The sequence below is a fragment of the Microbacterium sp. UBA1612 genome (genome assembly GCF_002321605.1).
Classification (GTDB): Bacteria; Actinomycetota; Actinomycetes; order Actinomycetales; family Microbacteriaceae; genus Microbacterium; species Microbacterium luteum.
This window is the reverse complement of sequence record NZ_DCMW01000035.1, coordinates 33,182-54,070: the sequence shown is the minus strand read 5'-3', so window position 1 is coordinate 54,070 and position 20,889 is coordinate 33,182. Positions and strand designations below refer to the sequence as shown.

The 20,889-nt window shown below is 70.8% G+C and carries 15 protein-coding genes; 13 read left to right on the top strand and 2 right to left on the bottom strand.

Going from position 1 to position 20,889, the window contains the following annotated elements:
• From B3S45_RS13095 to B3S45_RS13070, 6 genes are read left to right on the top strand one after another with little or no spacing between them, the layout of a single operon-like run.
• The gene (locus B3S45_RS13095) at positions 1 to 477 is read left to right on the top strand and encodes a ribose-5-phosphate isomerase (RefSeq protein ID WP_194383853.1); all 477 of its coding nucleotides are present in this window, start codon (positions 1 to 3) and stop codon (positions 475 to 477) included.
• Positions 477 to 1,250: a triose-phosphate isomerase family protein gene (locus B3S45_RS13090; protein WP_286721125.1), complete on the top strand. Its 774-nt coding sequence runs from the start codon at positions 477 to 479 to the stop codon at positions 1,248 to 1,250. The genes B3S45_RS13095 and B3S45_RS13090 overlap by 1 nt, the downstream gene beginning before the upstream one ends.
• Complete coding sequence (locus B3S45_RS13085; RefSeq protein ID WP_286721123.1) at positions 1,247 to 2,041, top strand: sugar phosphate isomerase/epimerase family protein; 795 nt, start codon at positions 1,247 to 1,249, stop codon at positions 2,039 to 2,041. Before B3S45_RS13090 ends, B3S45_RS13085 begins: the two co-directional genes overlap by 4 nt.
• Positions 2,038 to 2,910: a phosphogluconate dehydrogenase C-terminal domain-containing protein gene (locus tag B3S45_RS13080; RefSeq protein ID WP_194383856.1), complete on the top strand. Its 873-nt coding sequence runs from the start codon at positions 2,038 to 2,040 to the stop codon at positions 2,908 to 2,910. Before B3S45_RS13085 ends, B3S45_RS13080 begins: the two co-directional genes overlap by 4 nt.
• A 23-nt stretch (positions 2,911 to 2,933) precedes the next feature.
• A complete protein-coding gene (locus B3S45_RS13075) occupies positions 2,934 to 3,689 on the top strand; it encodes an SDR family NAD(P)-dependent oxidoreductase (RefSeq protein ID WP_286721120.1) in 756 nt (251 codons plus the stop codon).
• Positions 3,689 to 5,413, top strand: a complete 1,725-nt coding sequence (locus tag B3S45_RS13070) for a hypothetical protein (RefSeq protein WP_286721118.1) — start codon at positions 3,689 to 3,691, stop codon at positions 5,411 to 5,413. Before B3S45_RS13075 ends, B3S45_RS13070 begins: the two co-directional genes overlap by 1 nt.
• A 122-nt stretch (positions 5,414 to 5,535) precedes the next feature.
• On the opposite strand, the gene B3S45_RS13065 is transcribed toward B3S45_RS13070, so the two are convergent.
• Both B3S45_RS13065 and B3S45_RS13060 read right to left on the bottom strand, forming a co-directional pair.
• Positions 5,536 to 7,956, bottom strand: a complete 2,421-nt coding sequence (locus B3S45_RS13065) for a glycoside hydrolase family 2 TIM barrel-domain containing protein (RefSeq protein ID WP_194383858.1) — start codon at positions 7,954 to 7,956, stop codon at positions 5,536 to 5,538.
• On the bottom strand, positions 7,953 to 8,621 hold the full coding sequence (locus B3S45_RS13060) for a TetR/AcrR family transcriptional regulator (protein WP_071044998.1): 669 nt from the start codon (positions 8,619 to 8,621) through the stop codon (positions 7,953 to 7,955). The genes B3S45_RS13065 and B3S45_RS13060 overlap by 4 nt, the downstream gene beginning before the upstream one ends.
• A 195-nt stretch (positions 8,622 to 8,816) precedes the next feature.
• On the opposite strand from B3S45_RS13060, the gene B3S45_RS13055 reads away from it, so the two are divergent.
• The 7 genes from B3S45_RS13055 to B3S45_RS13025 all read left to right on the top strand — a co-directional run bounded on the left by B3S45_RS13055 (position 8,817) and on the right by B3S45_RS13025 (position 20,753).
• Positions 8,817 to 10,346 (top strand): ABC transporter substrate-binding protein, encoded by a 1,530-nt coding sequence (locus tag B3S45_RS13055; protein ID WP_071044999.1) that lies wholly within the window; start codon positions 8,817 to 8,819, stop codon positions 10,344 to 10,346.
• Positions 10,347 to 10,408: 62 nt separating this feature from the next.
• Positions 10,409 to 11,350, top strand: coding sequence for an ABC transporter permease (locus B3S45_RS13050; RefSeq protein ID WP_071045000.1), 942 nt, complete (start codon positions 10,409 to 10,411; stop codon positions 11,348 to 11,350).
• Positions 11,347 to 13,209, top strand: a complete 1,863-nt coding sequence (locus B3S45_RS13045; protein ID WP_071045001.1) for a dipeptide/oligopeptide/nickel ABC transporter permease/ATP-binding protein — start codon at positions 11,347 to 11,349, stop codon at positions 13,207 to 13,209. The genes B3S45_RS13050 and B3S45_RS13045 overlap by 4 nt, the downstream gene beginning before the upstream one ends.
• Positions 13,206 to 14,051, top strand: a complete 846-nt coding sequence (locus tag B3S45_RS13040) for an ATP-binding cassette domain-containing protein (protein ID WP_071045002.1) — start codon at positions 13,206 to 13,208, stop codon at positions 14,049 to 14,051. Before B3S45_RS13045 ends, B3S45_RS13040 begins: the two co-directional genes overlap by 4 nt.
• On the top strand, positions 14,048 to 16,474 hold the full coding sequence (locus B3S45_RS13035) for a beta-glucosidase family protein (RefSeq protein ID WP_286721115.1): 2,427 nt from the start codon (positions 14,048 to 14,050) through the stop codon (positions 16,472 to 16,474). Before B3S45_RS13040 ends, B3S45_RS13035 begins: the two co-directional genes overlap by 4 nt.
• Positions 16,471 to 17,979 carry a glycoside hydrolase family 43 protein gene (locus tag B3S45_RS13030; protein WP_286721113.1) on the top strand — a complete coding sequence of 503 codons (1,509 nt, stop codon included), beginning with the start codon at positions 16,471 to 16,473 and terminating at the stop codon, positions 17,977 to 17,979. The genes B3S45_RS13035 and B3S45_RS13030 overlap by 4 nt, the downstream gene beginning before the upstream one ends.
• Positions 17,976 to 20,753 (top strand): alpha-L-rhamnosidase, encoded by a 2,778-nt coding sequence (locus B3S45_RS13025; protein ID WP_286721111.1) that lies wholly within the window; start codon positions 17,976 to 17,978, stop codon positions 20,751 to 20,753. The genes B3S45_RS13030 and B3S45_RS13025 overlap by 4 nt, the downstream gene beginning before the upstream one ends.
• Positions 20,754 to 20,889 lie beyond the last annotated feature (136 nt).

Sequence of the window (20,889 nt, the reverse complement as noted above, 5' to 3'; positions counted from 1 at the left end):
ATGTCCGACACCACACCGCTGCGCCTGATCATCGGCTGCGACGACGCCGGCTACGACTACAAGGAGATCCTCAAGAAGGACCTCGACCAGAACCCCGGCGTCGCGTCGGTGGTGGATGTCGGCGTCGATGCCGATGGCCACACCCCCTACCCCAAGGTCGCGATCGAAGCCGCGGAGCGCGTCGCGCGCGGCGAGGCGGACCGGGCCCTGCTGATCTGCGGCACGGGCCTCGGCGTCGCGATCGCCGCCAACAAGGTCGCCGGCATCCGCGCCGTCACCGCCCACGACTCGTTCTCCGTCGAGCGCGGCGTGCTCTCCAACGATGCTCAGGTGCTCACGATGGGGCAGCGCGTGGTCGGCATCGAGCTCGCCCGCCGTCTCGTGCGCGAGTGGCTCACCTACCGCTTCGATCCGAGCTCGGCCTCCGCCGAGAAGGTCGCCGTCATCGGCGCGTACGAGCAGACCGGATCCTGCTGATGACCGCACCCGTCACCGTCGGTGTGAGCCTGAAGACCTACTTCGGCAACGCCCGCGCGCGCGCCTGGTTCGCCGAGGTCGCACCGCGACTGCAGGCCCACCCGGCGATCGCCGACGGTCGGGTGCGATTCTTCGTCATCCCCACCTACCTGCAGATCCCGGCCGCGATCGAAGCGTTCGCGGAGTCCCCGGTGCTCGTCGGGGCGCAGGATGTCTCCGCCCACCCGCCGGGCGCGTTCACGGGTGAGATCACCGCCGCCGAACTCGCCGAGGTCGGGGTTCAGGTCGCGGAGATCGGCCACGCCGAGCGCCGGCGGCTCTTCGGCGAGACCGACGAGGTCACGGCGAGCAAGGCCGCCGCGTCGCTCGAGCACGGCATCACCCCCGTGCTCTGCATCGGCGAGGATGCCCGCATGAGCGGCGCCGACGCGGCCTCCGCCAATCTCGACCAGCTCGCCGCGGACCTCGAGGGCGTTCCGGCCGGACCGGTCGTCGTCGCCTACGAGCCGGTCTGGGCGATCGGCGCCACCGAGCCCGCACCCGACGACCACATCGCGACCGTCACGCGCGCCCTGCGCGGCGCGATCGACGCCGACGCGGGCCGCGCCGGGAGCGTCGTCATCTACGGCGGATCCGCCGGGCCCGGCCTCCTCGCCCGCCTCGACGGCGCAGCGGACGGCCTCTTCCTCGGCCGCTTCGCCCACGATCCGGACAACCTGCTCGCCGTGATCGACGAAGCCGCCGCCCTCGCCGATGCCCGGAGCGCGTCGTGATCGGCCTGGGCACGTACGCCTTCTTCTGGCAGCACTCCGATCGGGTGCCCGCTCCGCTGTCGCTCGTCGACGCTCTCGAAGCGACTCGCGAGATGGGCGTCGAGCTGTTCCAGATCTGCGACTACGCCCCGCTGGAGTCGATGACCGCGCGCGACCTCGCCGACGCGGCAGCCGCCGCGCGCGACCTCGGCGTCGCGATCGAGCTGGGCACCAAGGGCATCGAACCCGATCGCCTCTCGCGCTTCCTCGAGCTCGCCGATGTCTTCGATGCCCGGCTGGTGCGGAGCATGGTGAACGGACCCACGACGCGCCCGACGCTCGCCGAGGCGGAGAGCGCGCTGCGGGCAGCGATCCCGGACTACGAAGCCGCCGGCGTGACCCTCGCGCTCGAGACGTACGAGCAGCTCCCGACCGCCGACCTCATCGGGCTCATCGAGCGCGTCGACAGCGACCGCCTCCGGATCTGCCTCGATCCGGCGAACGTCGTCGCGCGGCTGGAGTCCCCCCGCGCCTGCGTCGAGGCGACGGCGCCGTGGGTGAAGAACGTGCACGTGAAGGACTTCGCCTTCGCACGCCAGGCCGGCTGGGTCGGATTCACCTACGGCGGAGCCCGCATGGGTGAGGGCTTGCACGACTATGCGCACCTGCTGGAGACCGTCGGCCCGCGCGCGCGAGGCGTCAACGAGATCGTCGAGCACTGGCTGTCCTGGCAGGGCGACGCCGAGACCACCGTCCGAACCGAGCGGGAATGGACCCGCAACACCGTCGACTACCTGAGGAGCACGTCATGAGCACCACCGCCGAGACCACGACCACGTACAAGATCGCCGTCATCGGCGCGGGCGGCAAGATGGGCATGCGCGTGTCCAACAACCTCGTCCGCACCGACCACACCGTCTGGTACGTCGAGACCTCGCCCGCCGGGCAGCAGCGCACCCTCGACGCGGGCCGCGAGCTGTCGGATGCCGCGACCGCCGTCGCCGACGCCGACATCGTCGTGCTCGCCGTGCCCGACCTCGCCCTCGGGCCCGTCACCGCCGACCTCGTGCCGCAGATGAAGGCCGGGGCGATCGTGCTGACGCTCGACCCCGCCGCCGCATACGCGGGGCTGCTCACCACGCGCGACGACGTCGTCCAGGCCGTCGCGCACCCCTGCCACCCGTCCGTGTTCCTGGAGCGCACGACCAAGGAGGAGTGGGCCGACACCTTCGGCGGCATCGCCGCCCCGCAGGACGCGATCGCCGCCGTCGAGAGCGACGACCCCGCACACAGGGAGATCGTCGAGGCGACCGTCCGCGCGATCTACGCTCCCGTCATCGACGTGCACTTCGTCACCGTCAAGCAGCTCGCCCAGCTCGAGCCGACTCTCGTCGAGACCGTCGCCTGCATGATCGGGTCGCTGCTGAACGAGGCGCTCGACGAGGCGATCCACACCATGGGCGTGCCGGAAGCAGCCGCGCGGAGCATCCTCTACGGGCACACCCAGGTCGCTCTGGCCAACGGCCTGCGCGGCGACAACCCGTTCAGCGACGCGTGCCTGATCGCGATGGACTACGGCCGCGAGTCGATCATCAAGGACGACTGGAAGAAGATCTTCCGCGACGACGAGCTCGACAAGAACCTGGCGCGCATGCTGCACCTCGACCGCATCCAGCGCTGACCGCCGACATACTGAGGAGCACCATGACTCGACTCGAGGGAAAGACCGCGCTGATCACCGGAGGCGCGCTCGGCATCGGGCTGGCCGTCGCGCAGCGATTCGCCCGCGAGGGCGCGCGGGTCATCGTCGCCGACCGCAACGGCGACGGCGCCGCAGCCGCGGCCGCGGAGATCGGCGACCGCGCCCGCGCCGTCACGATGGACATCTCCGACGAGGCCGCCGTCTCATCCGCGTTCGCCGCGGTGGAAGCCGACGGCTGGGCACCGGATGTGGTCGTCGCCAACGCCGGCGTGCAGCTGTTCGGGCAGGACGCGCCCATCGCCGACCTCGACCTCGAGGTCTGGCGTCGCACGGTCGACATCAACCTCACCGGCACCTTCCTCACGGTCAAGCACGCGGTGCGCACGATGCTCGCCCACGGCGGCGGGTCGATCATCCTCACCGGAAGCCCCACCGCGATCAACGGCGAGGGCAAGGACTTCGCCGCGTACAGCGCGTCGAAGGCCGGGATGCACGGCCTCGGCCGCACCGTTGCGGCGGCGTATGCCGATCGCGGCATCCGCGTGAACACGGTGCAGCCCGCCTACACCGAGACACCGCTCGTCGCTGCCATCAGCGACGACCCGGAGTCCCGCGCGGCGATCGTCTCGCGCATCCCCATCGGACGGGCCGGCACCCCGGACGATGTCGCGGGGATCATGGTCTACCTCGCCAGCGACGACGGCGCGTTCGCCACCGGCGCGACCTTCCAGGTCGACGGCGGCATGACCTCGCTCTGATGGCCTCGTCGCTGAGCGCGCTGTGGGCCGAGACCTCCCGCGCGTGGACGAGCGGGCGCTGGAGCGCCGAGCTGCGCGGCGACGAGATCGCCGACCTCGCCGTCGACGGCGCCGTCGTGCTGCGCTCGGTGCGCGCCGTGGTCCGCGATCGCGACTGGGACACGGCGGCGCTCACCGTCGACGAGGTGATCGAGCGCGAGGGCGGGCTCACGATCCGGGTTCACACCCGCGAACTCGGCGCCGACCTGACCGGCCAGGTGCGGGTGGATGCCGCCGGCGACACGGTGACCGTGGCCCTCGACCTGCGCGCGGCCGCCGACTTCGAGACCAACCGCACGGGCCTCGTCGTGCTGCACCCGGCCACGCTCGCCGGTGCCGCGATGCGGATAGACCACACCGACGGCTCGTCCGAGGCGAGTGCCTTCCCGGTGAGGATCAGCCCGCACCAGCCGGCCTTCGACATCGCGGGACTGTCGTGGGAGGGTCGCGGCGGCGACGTGGCGTTGCGGTTCCACGGCGACGTGTTCGAGATGGAGGACCAGCGCAACTGGACCGATGCGTCGTTCAAGACCTACAGCCGGCCGCTCTCGCTGCCCTTTCCGTACCGACTCGCCGAGGGGGAGACCATCTCGCAGGCCGTCACCGTCTCCGTCACCTCGGGCCCCGGTGAATCCGCACGCCCCGACCGCGACGTCGTGATGCTGGGCGATCCGGTCAGGATGCCGCTCCTGGCCGTGTCGGCGTCGACGGCACCGGATCCGGCTCCGCAGCTGCCGGCGATCCCGTGGGCCGCAAGCCTCGTCGAACTCGACCTCGCCTCGCCGACATGGCGGGCGGCGCTCGATCGTGCGGCGGCGTCGGACCGGCCGCTCGACGTGCGCTTCATCCTCGCCGATGCCGAGCCGCTCCTCATCGAGGCCGCGGCGGGTGAGCTCGCCGGCCTCGACCTCGCCCGTGTCACGGCGTTCTGGCCGACGGGCGACGCGCGGCTCGTGTCGGACACGGCCGCCGTCGCGCTCGTGAGGGCTGCGCTGCGCGACGCCGGGATCACCGCGTTCCTCGCCGGCGGGGTGCGATCGCACTTCACCGAGCTCAACCGCGAGCAGCATCGGCTCCCCGAAGGGCTGGACGGCATCGTCTTCAGCAGCACACCGCTGTTCCACAGCCTCAGCACGGCGCAGCTGACCGAAGCGGTCGCCATGCAGCGCCTGGTCGCCGAGCAGGCCGTCGAGATCGCCGGCGGCGGCGCCGTGCACATCGGGCCGATCTCGCTGCGACCGCATGTCAACGACGTGGCGACCACTCCACCGCCGATGTCCGCCCACGGCGACCTGCGCGACGGCTACGGGCCGGCGCTGCTGGATGCCGCCGACCCCCGGATGGATGCGCCCGAGCTCGCGGCCTGGACGCTCGCGAGCGCAGCGGCCTTCACCGCGCCCGGCGTCGCGACACTCGCCTACTTCGAGGAATGGGGGCCGCGCGGGGTGTTCCGCGCCGACGGCTCCTCACGGCCGGTGACCGAGGCGATCGAGATGCTGGCCGCGCTTCAGGGCCGCGTCGTCGCGACGGGCGGAACCGCAGATGGCCTCGTGTGGGCGATCCGCGATGTCGAGGCCGGAGAGGTCGTCGTCGCGAATCTGGATGCCGCCGACCGCGTGGTGCGCGTCGGCGACGCCGCCGTCACGGTGCCGGCGCTCTCGTGGCGCCGAACCGCGGCATCCTGACGCGCCCGCGCAGAGGAGATCACGGCTGCCGAGGACGGAACGCCGTCCGCAGATCCTCTCCAGGCGGGACCTCCTCTTCAGGCGCGTGACCACCGCCAGTCTGCGCACCTTCCGTGTACACGTCAGGGCAGGGAGATATCGACCGGGGTGAAGCCGTCCGCGGCGACCGACACCGAGACCGGACCCTCGCCCACGCGGCGGACGACCGCGAGGGCGCGCCCGTCGAAGGTCGTGCAGGACGGCCCGGCGAAGCCCTCCTCCGTACGCGCGCGACCGGTTCCGAGTCCCGCGATCTCCGCGGCGCCGGTCACCTCGACCGTCACGCGCACATCCCGATCGCACGGAACGATCCCCGCTCCGTCGGCGAGCGAGATGTCGACGAAGGACAGCGGACCCGCGAGGATCTCCTCCTCCATATCGACATGCAGCTTGACGTCACCGCTTGCGGATGCCAGGGCGTGCGTGCCGATGACGGTCCCCTCACGGCGGGCTACCGCGGTGAGCTCCCCGGGCGCATAGCCGACCTCGAACCTCGCCACGAGGTCTCGCACCCGGCCGACCGGCTCGAGCCCGAGCGACCGCCCGTCGAGGAGCAGCTCCACTTCGTCGGCGTCGGCGTAGACGTCGACCGTCACCGGTGCGCCCTGCGGCGCGTCCCACGACCAGCTCGCGACCACGTCATCCCATGACCACGGCGTCTTGGCCGTCGGGCGACCGTGGTGCTGCGGGCGGTGGACGGCGATGTAGGGATCGCGACGCAGCCCGAAGGCGATCTCGCGGTAGAACGACGCCGGAAGCCGGTGCCCGGTGATGTCGATGTCTCCGCAGTCGGCCAGCAGATAGGGGTAGGGGCCGGCGGTGCCGGTCGGCACGTAGCCGTCGACGTCGGTGTAGTCGACGCGCCCGATCCCCGCCTCGCCGATGTAGTCCCACCCGGTCCAGGTGAAGTCCCCGATGACGTGCGGAAGCTCGGTGACCAGGCGCCACAGCTCGGCGATGCGATCGGGAAAGGTCTCCGACCCCACGATCACCCGGTGCGGGTGATCGTGGGCATCCTGCCGGTAGCGGGAGTCGGCGTAATTGAAGCCGACCACATCGAGCACGGAGGCAGACTCCTCGATCGAGCGGGAGATCGCCTCCGAGGCGTTCGCCGCGGCCATCTGTGCGCCCATGTTGGCCATCATCGTGTTCGGATCGGCCGCGTCCTCCTCGGCGGCAGCCATCGACTCGGCGACCGCGTCGAGGTTGGCGATGATGCCGTTGATCCCGTTCGTGACGTACCGCGACGGATCGAGCGAACGGAACTCCTCCGCGATGCGACGGCCCCACGCCGCGCCGAGGGGACGGCCGAGTTCGAGGATCTCGTTGCCGATCGAGTACATGATCACGCTCGGGTGGGCGCGGTCCTTCGCGACCAGAGCCGCCACCTCCTCGCGCCAGGTCGACGGAAAGGCGAGAGACGAGTCGAAGGCGGTCTTCGAGCGGGTCCAGACGTCGGTGAGCTCGTCCATCACGAGCATGCCGTGGCGATCGCAGGCTTCGAGCACCGCTCGCGAGGCGGGGTTGTGCGCACTGCGGATCGCGTTGAACCCGGCGTCCTTCAATCGCCGGATGCGGCGGTCCTCCGCCGCGGCGTCACCTGCCGCGCCGAGGACGCCGTTGTCGTGGTGCACGCAGGCTCCCCGAAGGTCGACGCGCGCGCCGTTGATGCGCAGACCCCGGAGCGGATCCAGCTGAAGGGTGCGGATGCCGGTGACGACGCTGGCCCGGTCCAGGCGCGCACCGTCGGTCTCGTCGTCGAGCGTCGTGTCCACGGTGTAGAGGTGCGGCGACTCCGGACCCCACAGCTGCGGATGGAGCACGGCCACACGGGCGCGAGCCGTGCCGGTCTCGCCGGGCGCCAGCGTGAGCGGCACCGAGACGGCGGCGACCGAGACCCCGCGCGGATCGTGCACCTCCCACGCGACCCGCGTGGTGCGCGTGCGCCGCGTGGTGTTGACGACATCGGTCGACAGCGCGAGCATCGCCCGCTCCGCATCCACGTCTGCCGCCTCGGCGCGGACCCCGTCGAGGACGATGTGAACCGGGTCGGCGACGACGAGGTGCACGGGTCGGTAGATGCCGGCGCCGGTGTACCAGCGGCTGTCCTTGTGCACGCGCGCCTCGACGGTGAGACGGTTGGTCTCCCCGAATCGGAGGTGTCCGTCCAGGGAGACGGTGAAGGCGGAGTATCCGCCGGCGTGGTGGGCGGCGAAGTCGCCGTTCACGCAGACGACGGCGTCGCGGTAGACGGCCTCGAATTCGACGAGCACCGTCTTCTCGCGCCACTCGGCGGGGGCGTCGAACTCGACGGCGTACTCGAAGACGCCGCCCGGGATGTAGCCGGCGTGGACCCCCTGCTCCGTGCGCGGGTCACGGGCGAGGTCCCGCAGGGCGTCATGGGGAAGCCGGACCGGTCGCGGGGCGGTCGAGGCATCGGGCCGCTCGAAGGCGCCGAGCTTCGGTCCGACCGTCCAGGAACCGGGGAAGGACGTGCGGATCATTCGGCGGGGACCTTTCCGTCGAGGAACGATTCGAGCGACTCGAGATCGAATCCGCTCACGATGGTGCGGAAGTAGCGGGCGAGTTCGTCTGCCATGTCGACCACGGTGCGATCCAGCAGCCACTGCACCTGCAGGCCGTCCATGAGCGAGATCGTCGCGATCGCCGCAGCGGTCGGCGTCGTCGCCGAGGACAGCCGGCCCTCCTCCGCGATCTGATCGAACGAGCGGGTCACCTCGCGCCGCGTCCACTCGTAGCGGTTGAGGAAGTACGCGTGGGCGGGATGATCGGCCGAGGTGGCCTCGGCCGACAGCGTGCAGTAGAGCTCGACGACCCCCGGTACGGAGGCGTTGTAGGCGGCGAGGCGCACGAGACCTCGAAGCCGCTCGATCCCGTCGACCTCGTTGAATCTCGTGATGTCGAAAGCGTGTTCGTCGCGACGGTCCAGCACAGCCATCAACAGTTCGCTCTTGTTCTTGAAGTGGTGAAGCAGGCCCGCTTCGCTCATGCCGACGCGCTGTGCGATCTCGCGCAGGGACCCCGCTCGGTACCCCGACTCTGCGAAGACGGCGAGAGCCGCGTCGAGGATCGCGGCACGCGTCGCCTCCGATTTCGCGTACTCGCCGCGGCGTTTGCGCGGCGGCGCCGCCGTCTTCGCGTTCGTCATCTGACCACCGTATCCCCGGCCTCAGCGCCCTCCTCGGCGCCGTGTCGAGGTCCCTTCGGTACCGTTCTATAACGAATTCCTAGCGACCGCTAGTTTTTTAGGCCAAAAACCTAGTGTGCGCTCGGAATTACTGTTACGGTCGCAGACAACCCGGCGATCCACAGGGGAATCGCCACGACCCGAAGGGGACCAAGGATGTTCCGATGGAAGGCCACAGCAGCCACATTCGCCATCGCGGCACTCGCACTGACCGGATGCTCGGGCGGAGGCTCGGACTCCGGGAACGGCGGTGACGCGAGCGGTGGAACACTCACGCTGGGCGCGGCGATCGAGCCGTTGACCCTCGATCCGTCCGGTGCCGAGTGGGGCAACCGCTCGCCGTACTACCAGGCGATGTACGACACGCTTCTGGTCGCGACCCCCGAGGGAACGATCGAGCCCTGGCTCGCGACCGCGTGGGAGTACAACGAAGACAACACCGTCCTCACCCTCACCCTGCGCGACGACGTCACCTTCAGTGACGGCAGCGAGATGACCGCCGACGTGGTCGTCGAGAACCTGCAGCGCTTCAAGGACGGCACCTCGCCCGACGCGTCGTACTTCGCGAACGTCGACACGTTCGAGGCGGTCGACGCCGGCACCGTGGCGATCAACCTCGTCGCACCCGACCCGTCGATGCTGAACTACCTCACGCGCGATGCCGGCCTCGTCGCCTCGAGCGAGGCCATCGCCGCCGGAGACCTGGCCACCAACCCGATCGGCTCCGGCCCCTACATCTACGACGCCGCCGCCTCGGTGCCGGGGACGAGCTATCGCTACACCGCGAACCCGGACTACTGGAACCCGGATGTGCAGCATTACGACGAGCTGGTGATCAACGTGCTCGGCGACGCCACGGCCCAGCTGAACGCGATTCGCGCCGGCGAGGCCAACGCCGTCAAGGTGTTCAGCAGCGAGAACCTCGCCGAGATCGAGGGAGCCGGCTGGACCATCAACTCCAACGAGCTCGACGTCGCCAGCATTCTGCTGATGGACCGCGCGGGCGAGATGAACGAAGCCCTCGGCGATGTGCGTGTGCGTCAGGCCATCAACTACGCATTCGACCGCGAGGGTCTCCTGCAGGCGCTGGAGAGCGGCTACGGCACCGTCACCGGCCAGATGTTCCCCGAGAGCTCGGCGGCCTACGACCCGGAGCTGGACGACTACTACGGATACGACCCTGAGAAGGCGCGCGAGCTGATGGCAGAGGCCGGCTATGCCGACGGCTTCACGCTGTCGCTGCCGAACTCCGCCCAGCTGGGCGCGACCACCTACACGCTGCACGAGCAGGCCCTGGCCGACATCGGCATCACCGTGGAGTACACCGATCCGGGAAGCAACTTCATCGCCGACTTCCTGGCGCCGAAGTTCCCCGCGGGCTACATCCCGCTGGAGCAGAACCCCGACTGGCAGCTCATCCAATTCATGGTCTCGCCCACCGCCATCTTCAACCCGTTCGGCTACCAGGACGACCAGGTGGACGCGTGGATCGAGGAGTTCCAATTCGGTGACCAGGCCACGCAGGACGAGGTCGCGGCGGAGCTGAACCGCTACCTGGTCGAGCAGGCGTGGTTCGCGCCGCTGTACCGCGTGCAGGGCAACTTCCCGTCCGACGCGGACACCGTCGTCGAGATGCTGCCGACCAACACCTACCCGGCCATCTACGACATCTACCCCGCCAACTGATCACCTCCGGGGTCCGCCCATGCGGGCGGGCCCCGGGAATCACACTGTCAAGGACGCTCAGCATGCTCACCTTCATCGTCCGGCGCCTGCTCGCCGGCCTGGTGCTCATCGTCGCGGTCTCGGCGGTCGCCTTCAGCCTGCTCTACGCGGGCGGCGGCGACATCGCCCGCCGGATCATGGGCCAGAACGCCTCCGAGGAGGTCGTCGCCCTCCGGGCTCAGCAGCTCGGTCTCGACCAGCCGCTGATCGTGCAGTACGGCAACTGGCTCACCTCGGCGCTCACCGGCGACTTCGGGGTGTCGTGGTTCACGAGCCAGCCGGTCACGGCAAGCCTGTCGAGCCGTCTCGCGGTGACCCTCACGCTCGTGGTGGGCACGACGATCGTCGCGGCCGTCGTCTCAGTCGTGCTGGGCGTCCTCGCCGCCCGCCGCGGCGGCTGGGTCGACGGGGTGGTGCAGTTCATCGCCGTCGTCGGCTTCGCCGTGCCGGGCTTCCTCATCGCCCTCTACCTCGTGCTGTGGTTCGCCATCGACCTCGGATGGTTCCGCGCCACCGGATACGTCCCCATCGGGGAGTCCTTCACCGGGTGGCTCTCCTCGGTCACCCTGCCCATCGCGGCGCTCTCGTTGAGCGCGATCGCGGCGGTGGCGCAGCAGGTCCGCGGATCCGTGATCGACGCCACGTCTCGTGACTACGTGCGCACACTCCGCGCCCGAGGCCTCAGCACGAACCGCGTCGTCTACAAGCACGTGCTGCGCAACGCCGGCGGCCCCGCCCTCGCGGTGCTGGCGGTGCAGTTCGTCGGCCTCCTCGGCGGCGCCGTGATCGTCGAACAGGTCTTCGCCCTGCCCGGCATCGGCCAGCTGACCGTCTCGGCCACCAGCTCCGGCGACATCCCCGTGGTGATGGGGGTCGTCGTCGCCACGGCGGTGATCGTCGTCGTCGTCAATCTCCTCATCGACCTCGCGCAGGCCGCTCTCAACCCGAAGGTGCGACTGTCATGACCGCCATCGACACCCCGCAGACCGTACCGACCCGCGGCACCGGGAACGCCCACATCATGCGGCGACTGCTGCGCCGACCGCTCGCCGTGGCATCGCTCGTCTTCCTCGCGCTCGTCGCGCTGGTGGCCGTCTTCGGCCCCCTCCTCGCCCCCTACGACCCCAACCAAGCATCCCTGTCGCTGATCCTCGCGCCACCCTCGCCCGAGCACCTCCTCGGCAACGACAGCGCCGGTCGCGACGTCTTCTCCCGGCTGCTCGCGGCCACGCAGGTCTCCGTCGCCGCCTCGCTCGTCGCCCTGATCACCTCCCTGATCATCGGCGTGGTCTCGGGCCTCATCGCGGGGTACTTCCACGGATGGTTCGACACCGTCGCCTCGTGGGTCACCTCGCTGTTCATGGCGCTTCCCGGGATCATCGTGCTGCTGGCCGTTCAGGCGGTCGTCGGCCCGTCGGTGTGGATCGCGATGCTCGTCTTCGGCGTGCTCATCTCGCCGGCCTACTTCCGCCTGGTCTACGCATCGGTGAATGCCGTGCGGAGCGAGCTCTATGTCGACGCCGCCCGCGTCGCAGGCCTCAGCGACATGCGCATCATCGGCCGGCACGTCTTCTCGGTCGTGCGCGCGCCGATCATCATCCAGTCGGCGATCGTGGCCGGCATCACCATCGCGATCCAGGCGGGCCTGGAATTCCTCGGACTCGGCGACCTCTCGGTGCCGACGTGGGGGCAGATGCTCAACGACGCGTTCCAGAGCATCTACCGCGCACCACTGCTGATGCTCTGGCCCGCGCTCGCGATCGCCCTCACGTGTATCGCACTGACCCTCCTGGCGAACGCGATGCGCGATGAGCTCGAGCGGACCATCCCCGTCCGACGTCGGCGTCGCCGCGCCGTGACAGGCGCGACGACCTCCATCGCGGCGGTGACGACGTCGATCTCCACCTCGGGTGGTGACCTCGCACTGGAGGACTCCGGCCCCATCCCGGTCGGCGGCGAGACCATCGTGCACGATGACGACACCCCCGGTCGCACGCTGCTTGCGGTCGACGACCTCCACGTCGCGTACGACCAATCGGACGGATCCGTCGTCGAGGTCGTGCACGGCGTGAGCCTGAAGATCCGGGCCGGCGAAGTGCACGGTCTGATCGGCGAGTCGGGATCGGGCAAGACCCAGACCGCGTTCAGCGTGCTCGGACTGCTCCCCCGCGGCGGTCACGTGTCGGGCGGGCGCATCGACTTCGACGGCAGCGACCTGACCGCAGCCTCGGAGAAGCAGTACACGGCGCTGCGCGGCACGCGCATCGGCTACATCCCCCAGGAGCCGATGTCGAACCTGGACCCGTCGTTCACGATCGGCAGCCAGCTGGTCGAGCCGCTCCGGGTCGGCCTCGGGATGTCCAAGAAGGACGCCACCGAGCGCGCACTCAGCCTGCTCGACCGAGTCGGCATCCCGAACCCGCAGCGCACCTTCGACGCCTACCCGTTCGAGGTGTCGGGCGGCATGGCGCAGCGTGTGCTGATCGCGGGCGCCGTGTCGACCGATCCCGACCTGATCATCGCCGACGAGCCGACCACGGCTCTGGATGTGACCGTGCAGGCCGAGGTCCTCGACCTTCTGCGCGACCTGCAGAAGGAGCGTGGAATGGCCATGCTGCTGGTCACCCACAACTTCGGCGTGGTCGCCGATCTCTGCGACCGCGTGACCGTGATGCAGCAGGGCCTGTTCGTCGAGTCCGGCCCGGTGCGCACGATCCTCGGCTCCCCGTCCCACCCCTACACGCAGTCGCTCCTCGACGCGATCCTCGACGAGGGCCCCGCCCGGCCGGCCTACGCCGGTCCTCAGGAAGGAGGCCGGGCATGACCGCGCCGCTGCTGGATGTGAAGGACCTCGTCGTGGAGTATCCCGGCAAGGGGTTCCGCGCCAAGCCGTTCCGCGCCCTGAAGGGCGTCTCGCTCGACATCCGGCCCGGCGAGACGGTGGGCCTGGTCGGCGAATCCGGGTCGGGCAAGACCACCCTCGGTCGCGCGCTGCTCGGGCTCGCTCCGGTCACCGAGGGGTCCGTCCGTTATGCCGGCCGCGACATCGGCCACCTCTCCCGCGGCGAGCGACGCGAGCTCTCCAGCGAGATCCAGGTCGTCTTCCAGGACCCGTACTCCTCGCTGAACCCCGCGATGACGATCGAGCAGATCCTGTCGGAACCGCTCACCGCCCGGGGCACCTCCGCCAGGGAGGCCAAGACGCGCGTGCGAGACCTCCTCGACCGCGTCGGCCTTCCGGACGGGGCGCGCTCACGGCTGCCCCGGGAGTTCTCCGGTGGCCAGCGCCAGCGCATCGCCATCGCGCGCGCCCTCGCGCTCGACCCGAAGCTCATCGTGTGCGACGAACCGGTCTCCGCGCTCGACCTGTCCACCCAGGCCCGCGTGCTCGACCTCTTCATCGAGATCCAGGAGCGCACCGGCGTCGCCTACCTGTTCATCACCCACGACCTCGCCGTCGTTCGCCACATCAGCCACCGCGTCGCGGTGATGTATCACGGCGAGATCGTCGAGAACGGCGATGGCGACCAGGTGACCTCGCACCCGCAGCACCCCTACACCCAGCGCCTGTTCATGGCCGCCCCGCTGCCCGATCCCGACAAGCAGGAGCAGCGTCGCCACGAACGCGCCGCTCTGCGCGCCCAGGCCGAAGGAGAAGCCGCATGACTGCCCCCGCCACCACCGAGGTCGATCATCTCGTGCCGCTGCTGCAGCAGCTCACCCTCGAGGAGAAGGCGGCGCTCGTGCAGGGCGCGGACTTCTGGACGACGGTTCCGCTGCCGAGGATCGGCCTGCGCGCGATGACGCTCTCCGACGGCCCCGCCGGCGTGCGCGGTCCCCGCTGGGATGAGCGCGAGCCCTCGCTCAACCTGCCTTCGGGGTCGGCTCTCGCGGCCTCGTGGGACGACGCGCTCGCGTACCGGTACGGCGCCGCCGCGGCATCCGAGGCGCGCCGGAAAGACGTCGACGTCGTGCTCGGCCCGACGATCAACCTGCACCGCTCGCCTCTCGGCGGACGCCACTTCGAGTGCTTCAGCGAAGACCCCGAGCTCACGTCGGGACTCGCCGCCGCCTACGTGCGCGGCCTGCAGGACAACGGCGTCGCCGCCTGCCCGAAGCACTACGTCGCGAACGACTCGGAGACCGACCGCTTCACCGTCGACGTGCAGCTCGATGACCGCCCGCTGCGCGAGCTGTACCTCGCGCCGTTCGAGCGCGCGGTCGCCGACGCCGGCGCGTGGACGATCATGAGCGCGTACAACTCGGTGCGCGGCGTGACCATGACCGAGAACGACCTGCTCGAGACGCCGCTGAGCTCCGAGTGGGGCTTCGATGGCGTTGTGATCAGCGACTGGACGGCCGTGCGGTCACTCGACGCGGTCGCCGCCTCGCAGGATCTCGCGATGCCCGGTCCCGCGCCGGCGTGGGCCGGGCTCGTCGACGCCGTGCGCGAGGGCGGCGTGTCCGAATCCGACCTCGACCGCAAGGTGCTGCGGCTGCTGCTGCTTGCCGAGCGCGTCGGGGCGCTCGGGGCGGATGCCGCTGTCACGCCGAATCCGGTAAACGCCCGCGCGTTCGCGCGCGAGGCCGCCGTCGAGGGAACCGTGCTGCTGGCGAACGACGGGGTCCTCCCGCTGCCCCCGTCACTGTCCCGCATCGCCGTCATCGGTCACAACGCTCTCGAAGCCCGCACGCAGGGCGGGGGCAGCGCGACCGTTCTGCCCGAGCAGATCGTCACGCCGCTCGACGGCATCCGCACCGCCTTCGCGACCACCGAGGTCTCGTACGAGATCGGCGCCGTCGTGCAGGAGGGTGTGGCGGAGTTCCCGCTCGAGCAGATCAGCAACCCCGTCACCGGCGACCCCGGCGTGCGGGTGAGCTTCTTCGATGCCGACGGCGCGGAGCTGTTCTCCGAGGACCGTCGCTCGACCGCTCTGGTGTGGTTCGGCGGCGATGCGCCGATCGCTGCGAGCCGTCGCGTCGTGCTCGAGACGGATTTCGTCGCGGCTGAGACCGGCGACGTCGAGCTCGGCTTCGCCGGCGCCAACCCCGGCGTGCTGCAGGTCGACGGCGAGACGGTCCTCGACGAGGAGCCCGCGATCGAAGGCACCGACCTCGGCGCGGCGTTCCTCAACCCGCCGTCCCTGACGGCGACGGTCGCCGTGCAGGCGGGCGTCGCGCGCCGCATCCGGCTGGAATTGCGCGTGAACGAGAGCGAGAGCGCGCTCAGCGGCGCGCTGTCGGCGACGCTCGGGATCGCTCCGGAGCGCACCGACCCTGACGCGCTCATCGCCCGCGCCGTCGCCTCCGCGACCGACGCGGAGATCGCCGTGGTCGTCGTCGGCACGAACTCGAAGGTGGAATCCGAAGGCTACGACCGCACCGACCTGGCCCTCCCCGGCCGTCAGGACGACCTGGTGCGCGCGGTCGCCGCCACGGGCACGCCGACCGTCGTCGTCGTCAACGCCGGTTCGCCGGTCGAGCTGCCGTGGGCCTCCGATGTCGCCGCGATCGTGCAGGGCTACTTCGGCGGCCAGGAGTTCGGAACCGCGGTGGCCGACGTGCTCACCGGCACCGCCGAGCCCGGCGGACGGCTCCCCACCAGCTGGCCCGCCGCCCTGGCGGACGTCCCCGTCACGGCGGTCACTCCGACCGGCGGCACCCTGCGCTACGAGGAGGGCATCCACATCGGCTACCGGGCGTGGCTGAAGGATGCGGCCGCTCCGGCGTTCCCGTTCGGACACGGCCTGGGCTACACGACGTGGTCGTGGGGCGCGGCGCAGCGCGACGGCGACGCGCTCGAGGTCACCATCGCGAACACCGGCGCCCGCGCCGGCAAGCAGGTCGTGCAGGTCTACGCCGAGCGCGCCGACTCGTCGGTCGAGCGCCCGGTGCGCTGGCTGGTCGGGTACGGCGTCGTGCGCGCTGCGGCCGGCGAGACGGTGACCGCCCGGATCGCACTGCCCACCCGTCGCTTCGCTCACTGGAACGGCGCCGGCTGGCAGGTCGAGCCCGGCACGTACACCCTGCGGATCGGCGCGTCCGTTGCGGCGTTGAACCTCGAGCTGGATTGGAACATCAACGCATGACAACGCTTCACAACCCCCTGATCAACGGGTTCCACCCCGATCCGAGTGTCGTCGCGGTCGACGGGTGGTACTACATCGCGACCAGCACGTTCGAATACCTGCCGGGCATCCCCATCCACCGCTCGAGGGACTTCGTGACGTGGGAGCTGATCGGCCACGTCGCCACCCGTGCGGGTCAGCTCGGCGTCGAGTCGGTCCCGACCGGCGGCGGCGCGTGGGCCCCCACGATCCGCCACCACGACGGCCGGTTCCACCTCGTGATCACCGACGCGATGGGCCGTGGGATGCTGCACTTCACCGCCGAAGACGCGGCGGGGCCGTGGTCGGACGGCGATCTGATCGTGATGGCCGACGGCTCGGAGAGCGTGTTCGGCATCGACCCCGACATCGCGTGGGACGCCGACGGCACCTGCTACATCACCTTCTCCGGCCTGCTCCTCTCGGGCGACCTGAACCCGAATGCACCGACTCACCTGGGGATCCAGCAGGTGCGCGTCGACCTCGACACCCACACCGCCCTCGAGGCGCCGCGGTCGCTGTGGTCGGGCACCGGGCTGATGTTCCCCGAGGCTCCTCACCTCTACGAGATCGACGGCTCCTGGTACCTGATGATCGCCGAGGGCGGCACGGAGCGCGGGCATGGCATCAGCATCGCTCGCGGCGACAGCCCGGAAGGACCCTTCGAGGGCGCTCCGCGCAATCCCCTCGTCTCGGCACGGTCGACGCCGCGGCCCATCCAGAACACCGGCCACGGCGATCTCGTCGTCGGCCCCGACGGACAGTGGCTGTGCGTGCTGCTCGGCGTGCGCCCGCGCAGCGGAACCCGAGCCTTCTCGGCGCTGGGCCGTGAGACCTTCGTGACCCCGGTCACGTGGCAGGACGGGTGGCCGAGCATCGCTCCCGTCGAGCTGAACCCGCGCCCCGGCACGCGCGTCGACATCGACTTCTCCGCTCCGCTGGACGCGGAATGGATGGCCGTGCGCCGGCTCCCCGAAGACGTGTCGCATCGGGACGGGAACCGTCTCGTGTTGACCGCCGACGGCTCGACCCTCGCCGATTCCCAGCCGGTGTTCGTCGGGCGCCGTCAGGAGCACCTCACGAACGAGGTGACGGTTCGCCTCGACGTCTCCGACGGCACCGGTGGTCTCGCCGTGCGATACGACGAGCGATTCTTCATCGAGATCGAGGCCGACGGGGAATCGGTCACCGCGCGCGCCCACATCGGCGGGCTGCTGCAGGAGTGGTCGGCGGCCGCGGCGGCGGACGTCATCGACCTCCACCTCGGGTCCCGACCGCCACAGGCCGGTGCCGCCATGGTGACCACGAGCGATGAGTTCCACCTGGCTGCGACCGTCGACGGGACCCGCATCGATCTCGCGCGCATCGACGGCCGGTTCCTCTCCAGTGAGGTCACCGAGTCCTTCACCGGTCGAGTCATCGGCGTCTACGCCGTGTCCGGAGAGGTCGCACTGACATCCTGGACCGCGGAAGGACACGACGAATGACAGACGCGACCGTTCACCTCCGTGCCGAGCTGCGCGACGACTCTGACGTCGTCGCGACCGCCACCCCACGCCTGACGTGGCAGGTCTCCGACGCTCCAGACGGCTGGCGACAGCGCTCGGCCGACGTGAGCGACGGCATCGACACCGTGACCCTCGACACGGCCGACAGCGTTCTCGTCGCCTGGCCGTTCGCGCCGCTGGCAGCCGGTGAGCGCCGTGACGTCTCGGTGCGCGTGCGCTCGACGGCGGGAGCGTCGACGGCCTGGAGCCGGGCGATCGCCGTCACGGCGGGGTTCCTCGCCGAGGGCGAGTGGATCGCCGAGCCGGTCGGGCTCGCATCCCCCTCCCGCGCGGCACAGCCCTTCCAGACGCGCACGCGCTTCGTCCTCGGCGAGGACGTGGCGCGCGCAGAGCTGCTGTGGACGGCGCTCGGTGTCGCGGAGCCGCACGTGAACGGCACACCCGTTTCCGACGATGTCCTCGCGCCGGGATGGACCGCGTACCGCGACCGGCTCGTGCATGAGACGGTCGACGTCACCGCACTCGTGCAGCCCGGCGAGAACGAGCTCGGCGCCACGGTGGCCGGCGCCTGGTACACCGAGAAGTACGGCTTCTTCACCTTCACCGACCGGCTCTACGGCTCGCAGCCCTCGTTCCTCGCGCAGCTGCGGGTCACCGCCGACGACGGCACGGTGCGCACGGTCGCCGCGACCGACGCATCGTGGGAGGCGTCGGGCGACGGGCCCATCGTCGACAGCGGCATCTACGCCGGCGAGCACCAGGATCTCCGGCGGACCGCAACCGACTGGACGCCGGTGCGCGTGGGTGCCGCCGCGAACGCCGGGTACGAGAGCGTGCCCCTCCCCGAAGCGCGCATCGCGCCGCCGGTGCGCCGCGTGCAGACCCTGCCGGTGGCGGATGTCATCGCGTCGCCGTCGGGTGGACGCATCCTCGATTTCGGCCAGAATCTCGTCGGCCGGCTGCGCATCCGCGCGGGCGGCGAGCGCGGCACCCGGCTCGTCGTGCGTCACGCCGAGGTGCTCGAGAACGGCGAGCTCGGCATCCGGCCGCTGCGCAACGCCGCCGCGACGGCGACCTTCGACCTGTCGGGTGACGACGTGGTGCTGGAGTCGCGGTTCAGCTTCTACGGCTTCCGCTACGCGGAGATCACCGGCGGCGACCTCTCTCCCGACGATGTCGAGGCGGTCGTGCTGCACACCGACATGCGCCGCACCGGTTGGTTCGACTCGTCGCACGCCGAGCTCGACCGCCTGCACGAGAACGTCGTGTGGGGCATGCGCGGCAACTTCCTGTCGATCCCGACGGATTGCCCGCAGCGCGACGAACGCCTCGGGTGGACCGGCGACATCCAGGTGTTCGCGCCGACGGCGAGCTATCTCTACGACTGCGACGGGTTCCTCACGTCGTGGCTGCGCGACCTCGCCCACGAACAGGCGCACACTCCGGACGGCTCCGTGCCGCTGGTCGTTCCCGCCGCACTCCCCGGGTTCGGCTCCGGCGGTCCGACCGCGGCGTGGGGCGATGCCGCGACCGTCGTCCCCGCGGTGATGCACGAGCGCTTCGGCGATGTCGGGGTGGTGCAAGCGCAGTACGCGTCGATGCGCGCGTGGGTCGAGGCCGTGCTCGACGACACCGACGGCTCCGGCCTCTGGACCGGCCGCATGCAGCTCGGCGACTGGCTCGACCCCTCGGCTCCGCCGGACAAACCCGGAGCGGCCAAGGTGTCGGGGGATGTCGTCGCGTCGGCCTACCTCGCACGGTCGCTGCGGCTGACCGCCGATGCGGCCGAGCTGCTCGGACACGACGAGGACGCCCGCCGCTACGGCGATCTGGCTGAGCGCAGCCGCGCCGCCTTCGCCGCCGAGTTCGTCACGCCCGCCGGGCGCATGATGAACGACGCTCCCACCGCCTACGCGCTCGCGCTCGGCTTCGACCTGGTCACCGACCCGCCCGTGCGCGCGGCGCTCGCGGCGCGACTGGCGGACTTGGTGCGCGAGGGCGGATACCGCATCGGCACCGGCTTCGTCGGCACGCCGCTCGTGGCCGACGCGCTCACGGAGGCGGGCCATCTCGAGGTGGCCGAGCGCCTGCTGCTGCAGACGGAGTGCCCGTCGTGGCTCTACCCCGTGACCATGGGCGCCACCACGGTGTGGGAGCGCTGGGATTCCATGCTGCCCGACGGGTCGATCAACCCCGGGGAGATGACCTCGTTCAACCACTACGCGCTGGGTGCGGTGGCCGACTGGCTGCACCGCTCGGTGGCCGGGCTCGCTCCGGCCGCACCGGGGTACGCCCGGCTGCGTATCGCACCGCGACCGCTTCCGGCGCTCGAGCACGCGTCGACCCGACACCTCACGCCCTACGGCGAGGCCGCGGTGGCGTGGCGGCGCGAGGGCGATGAGGTCGTGGTGACGGCCGTGGTCCCCGCGAACACCGTCGCCGAGGTCGACCTGGGCGACGGCGACGTGCACGAGGTGGACTCGGGTGCGCACACGTGGCGCACGGCCGCCGCGAAGCCGCGGCAGCATCCGCCCCTGCCCGGACTCGACGCGATGCTCGCCGACGTGATCGACGACCCGCGCGCCTACCGCGCCCTGCTCCACACCCTGGCCGAGCATGCGCCGGAGCGGGTGGATGCGGTGCGCACGGGCACGGTGTGGGGCTCGCGCCGGGCCCTGTCGACGGCCCTGATGTTCACCCCGCCGCCGGTGCTCGCCGAGGTGGACGCCGCGATCCGCGCCGCCACCGCCTGACCCACGCACGGCTCGGCGCCCGCCGGCTGGGCACCGGACGGCTCAGCACGCACTCACCCGACGCTTCGAGAGGAGATCCCGCCTCGGGAGGATGAACACGCCGCTCGCGCGTCCTCTCCGCACGGGATCTCCTCCC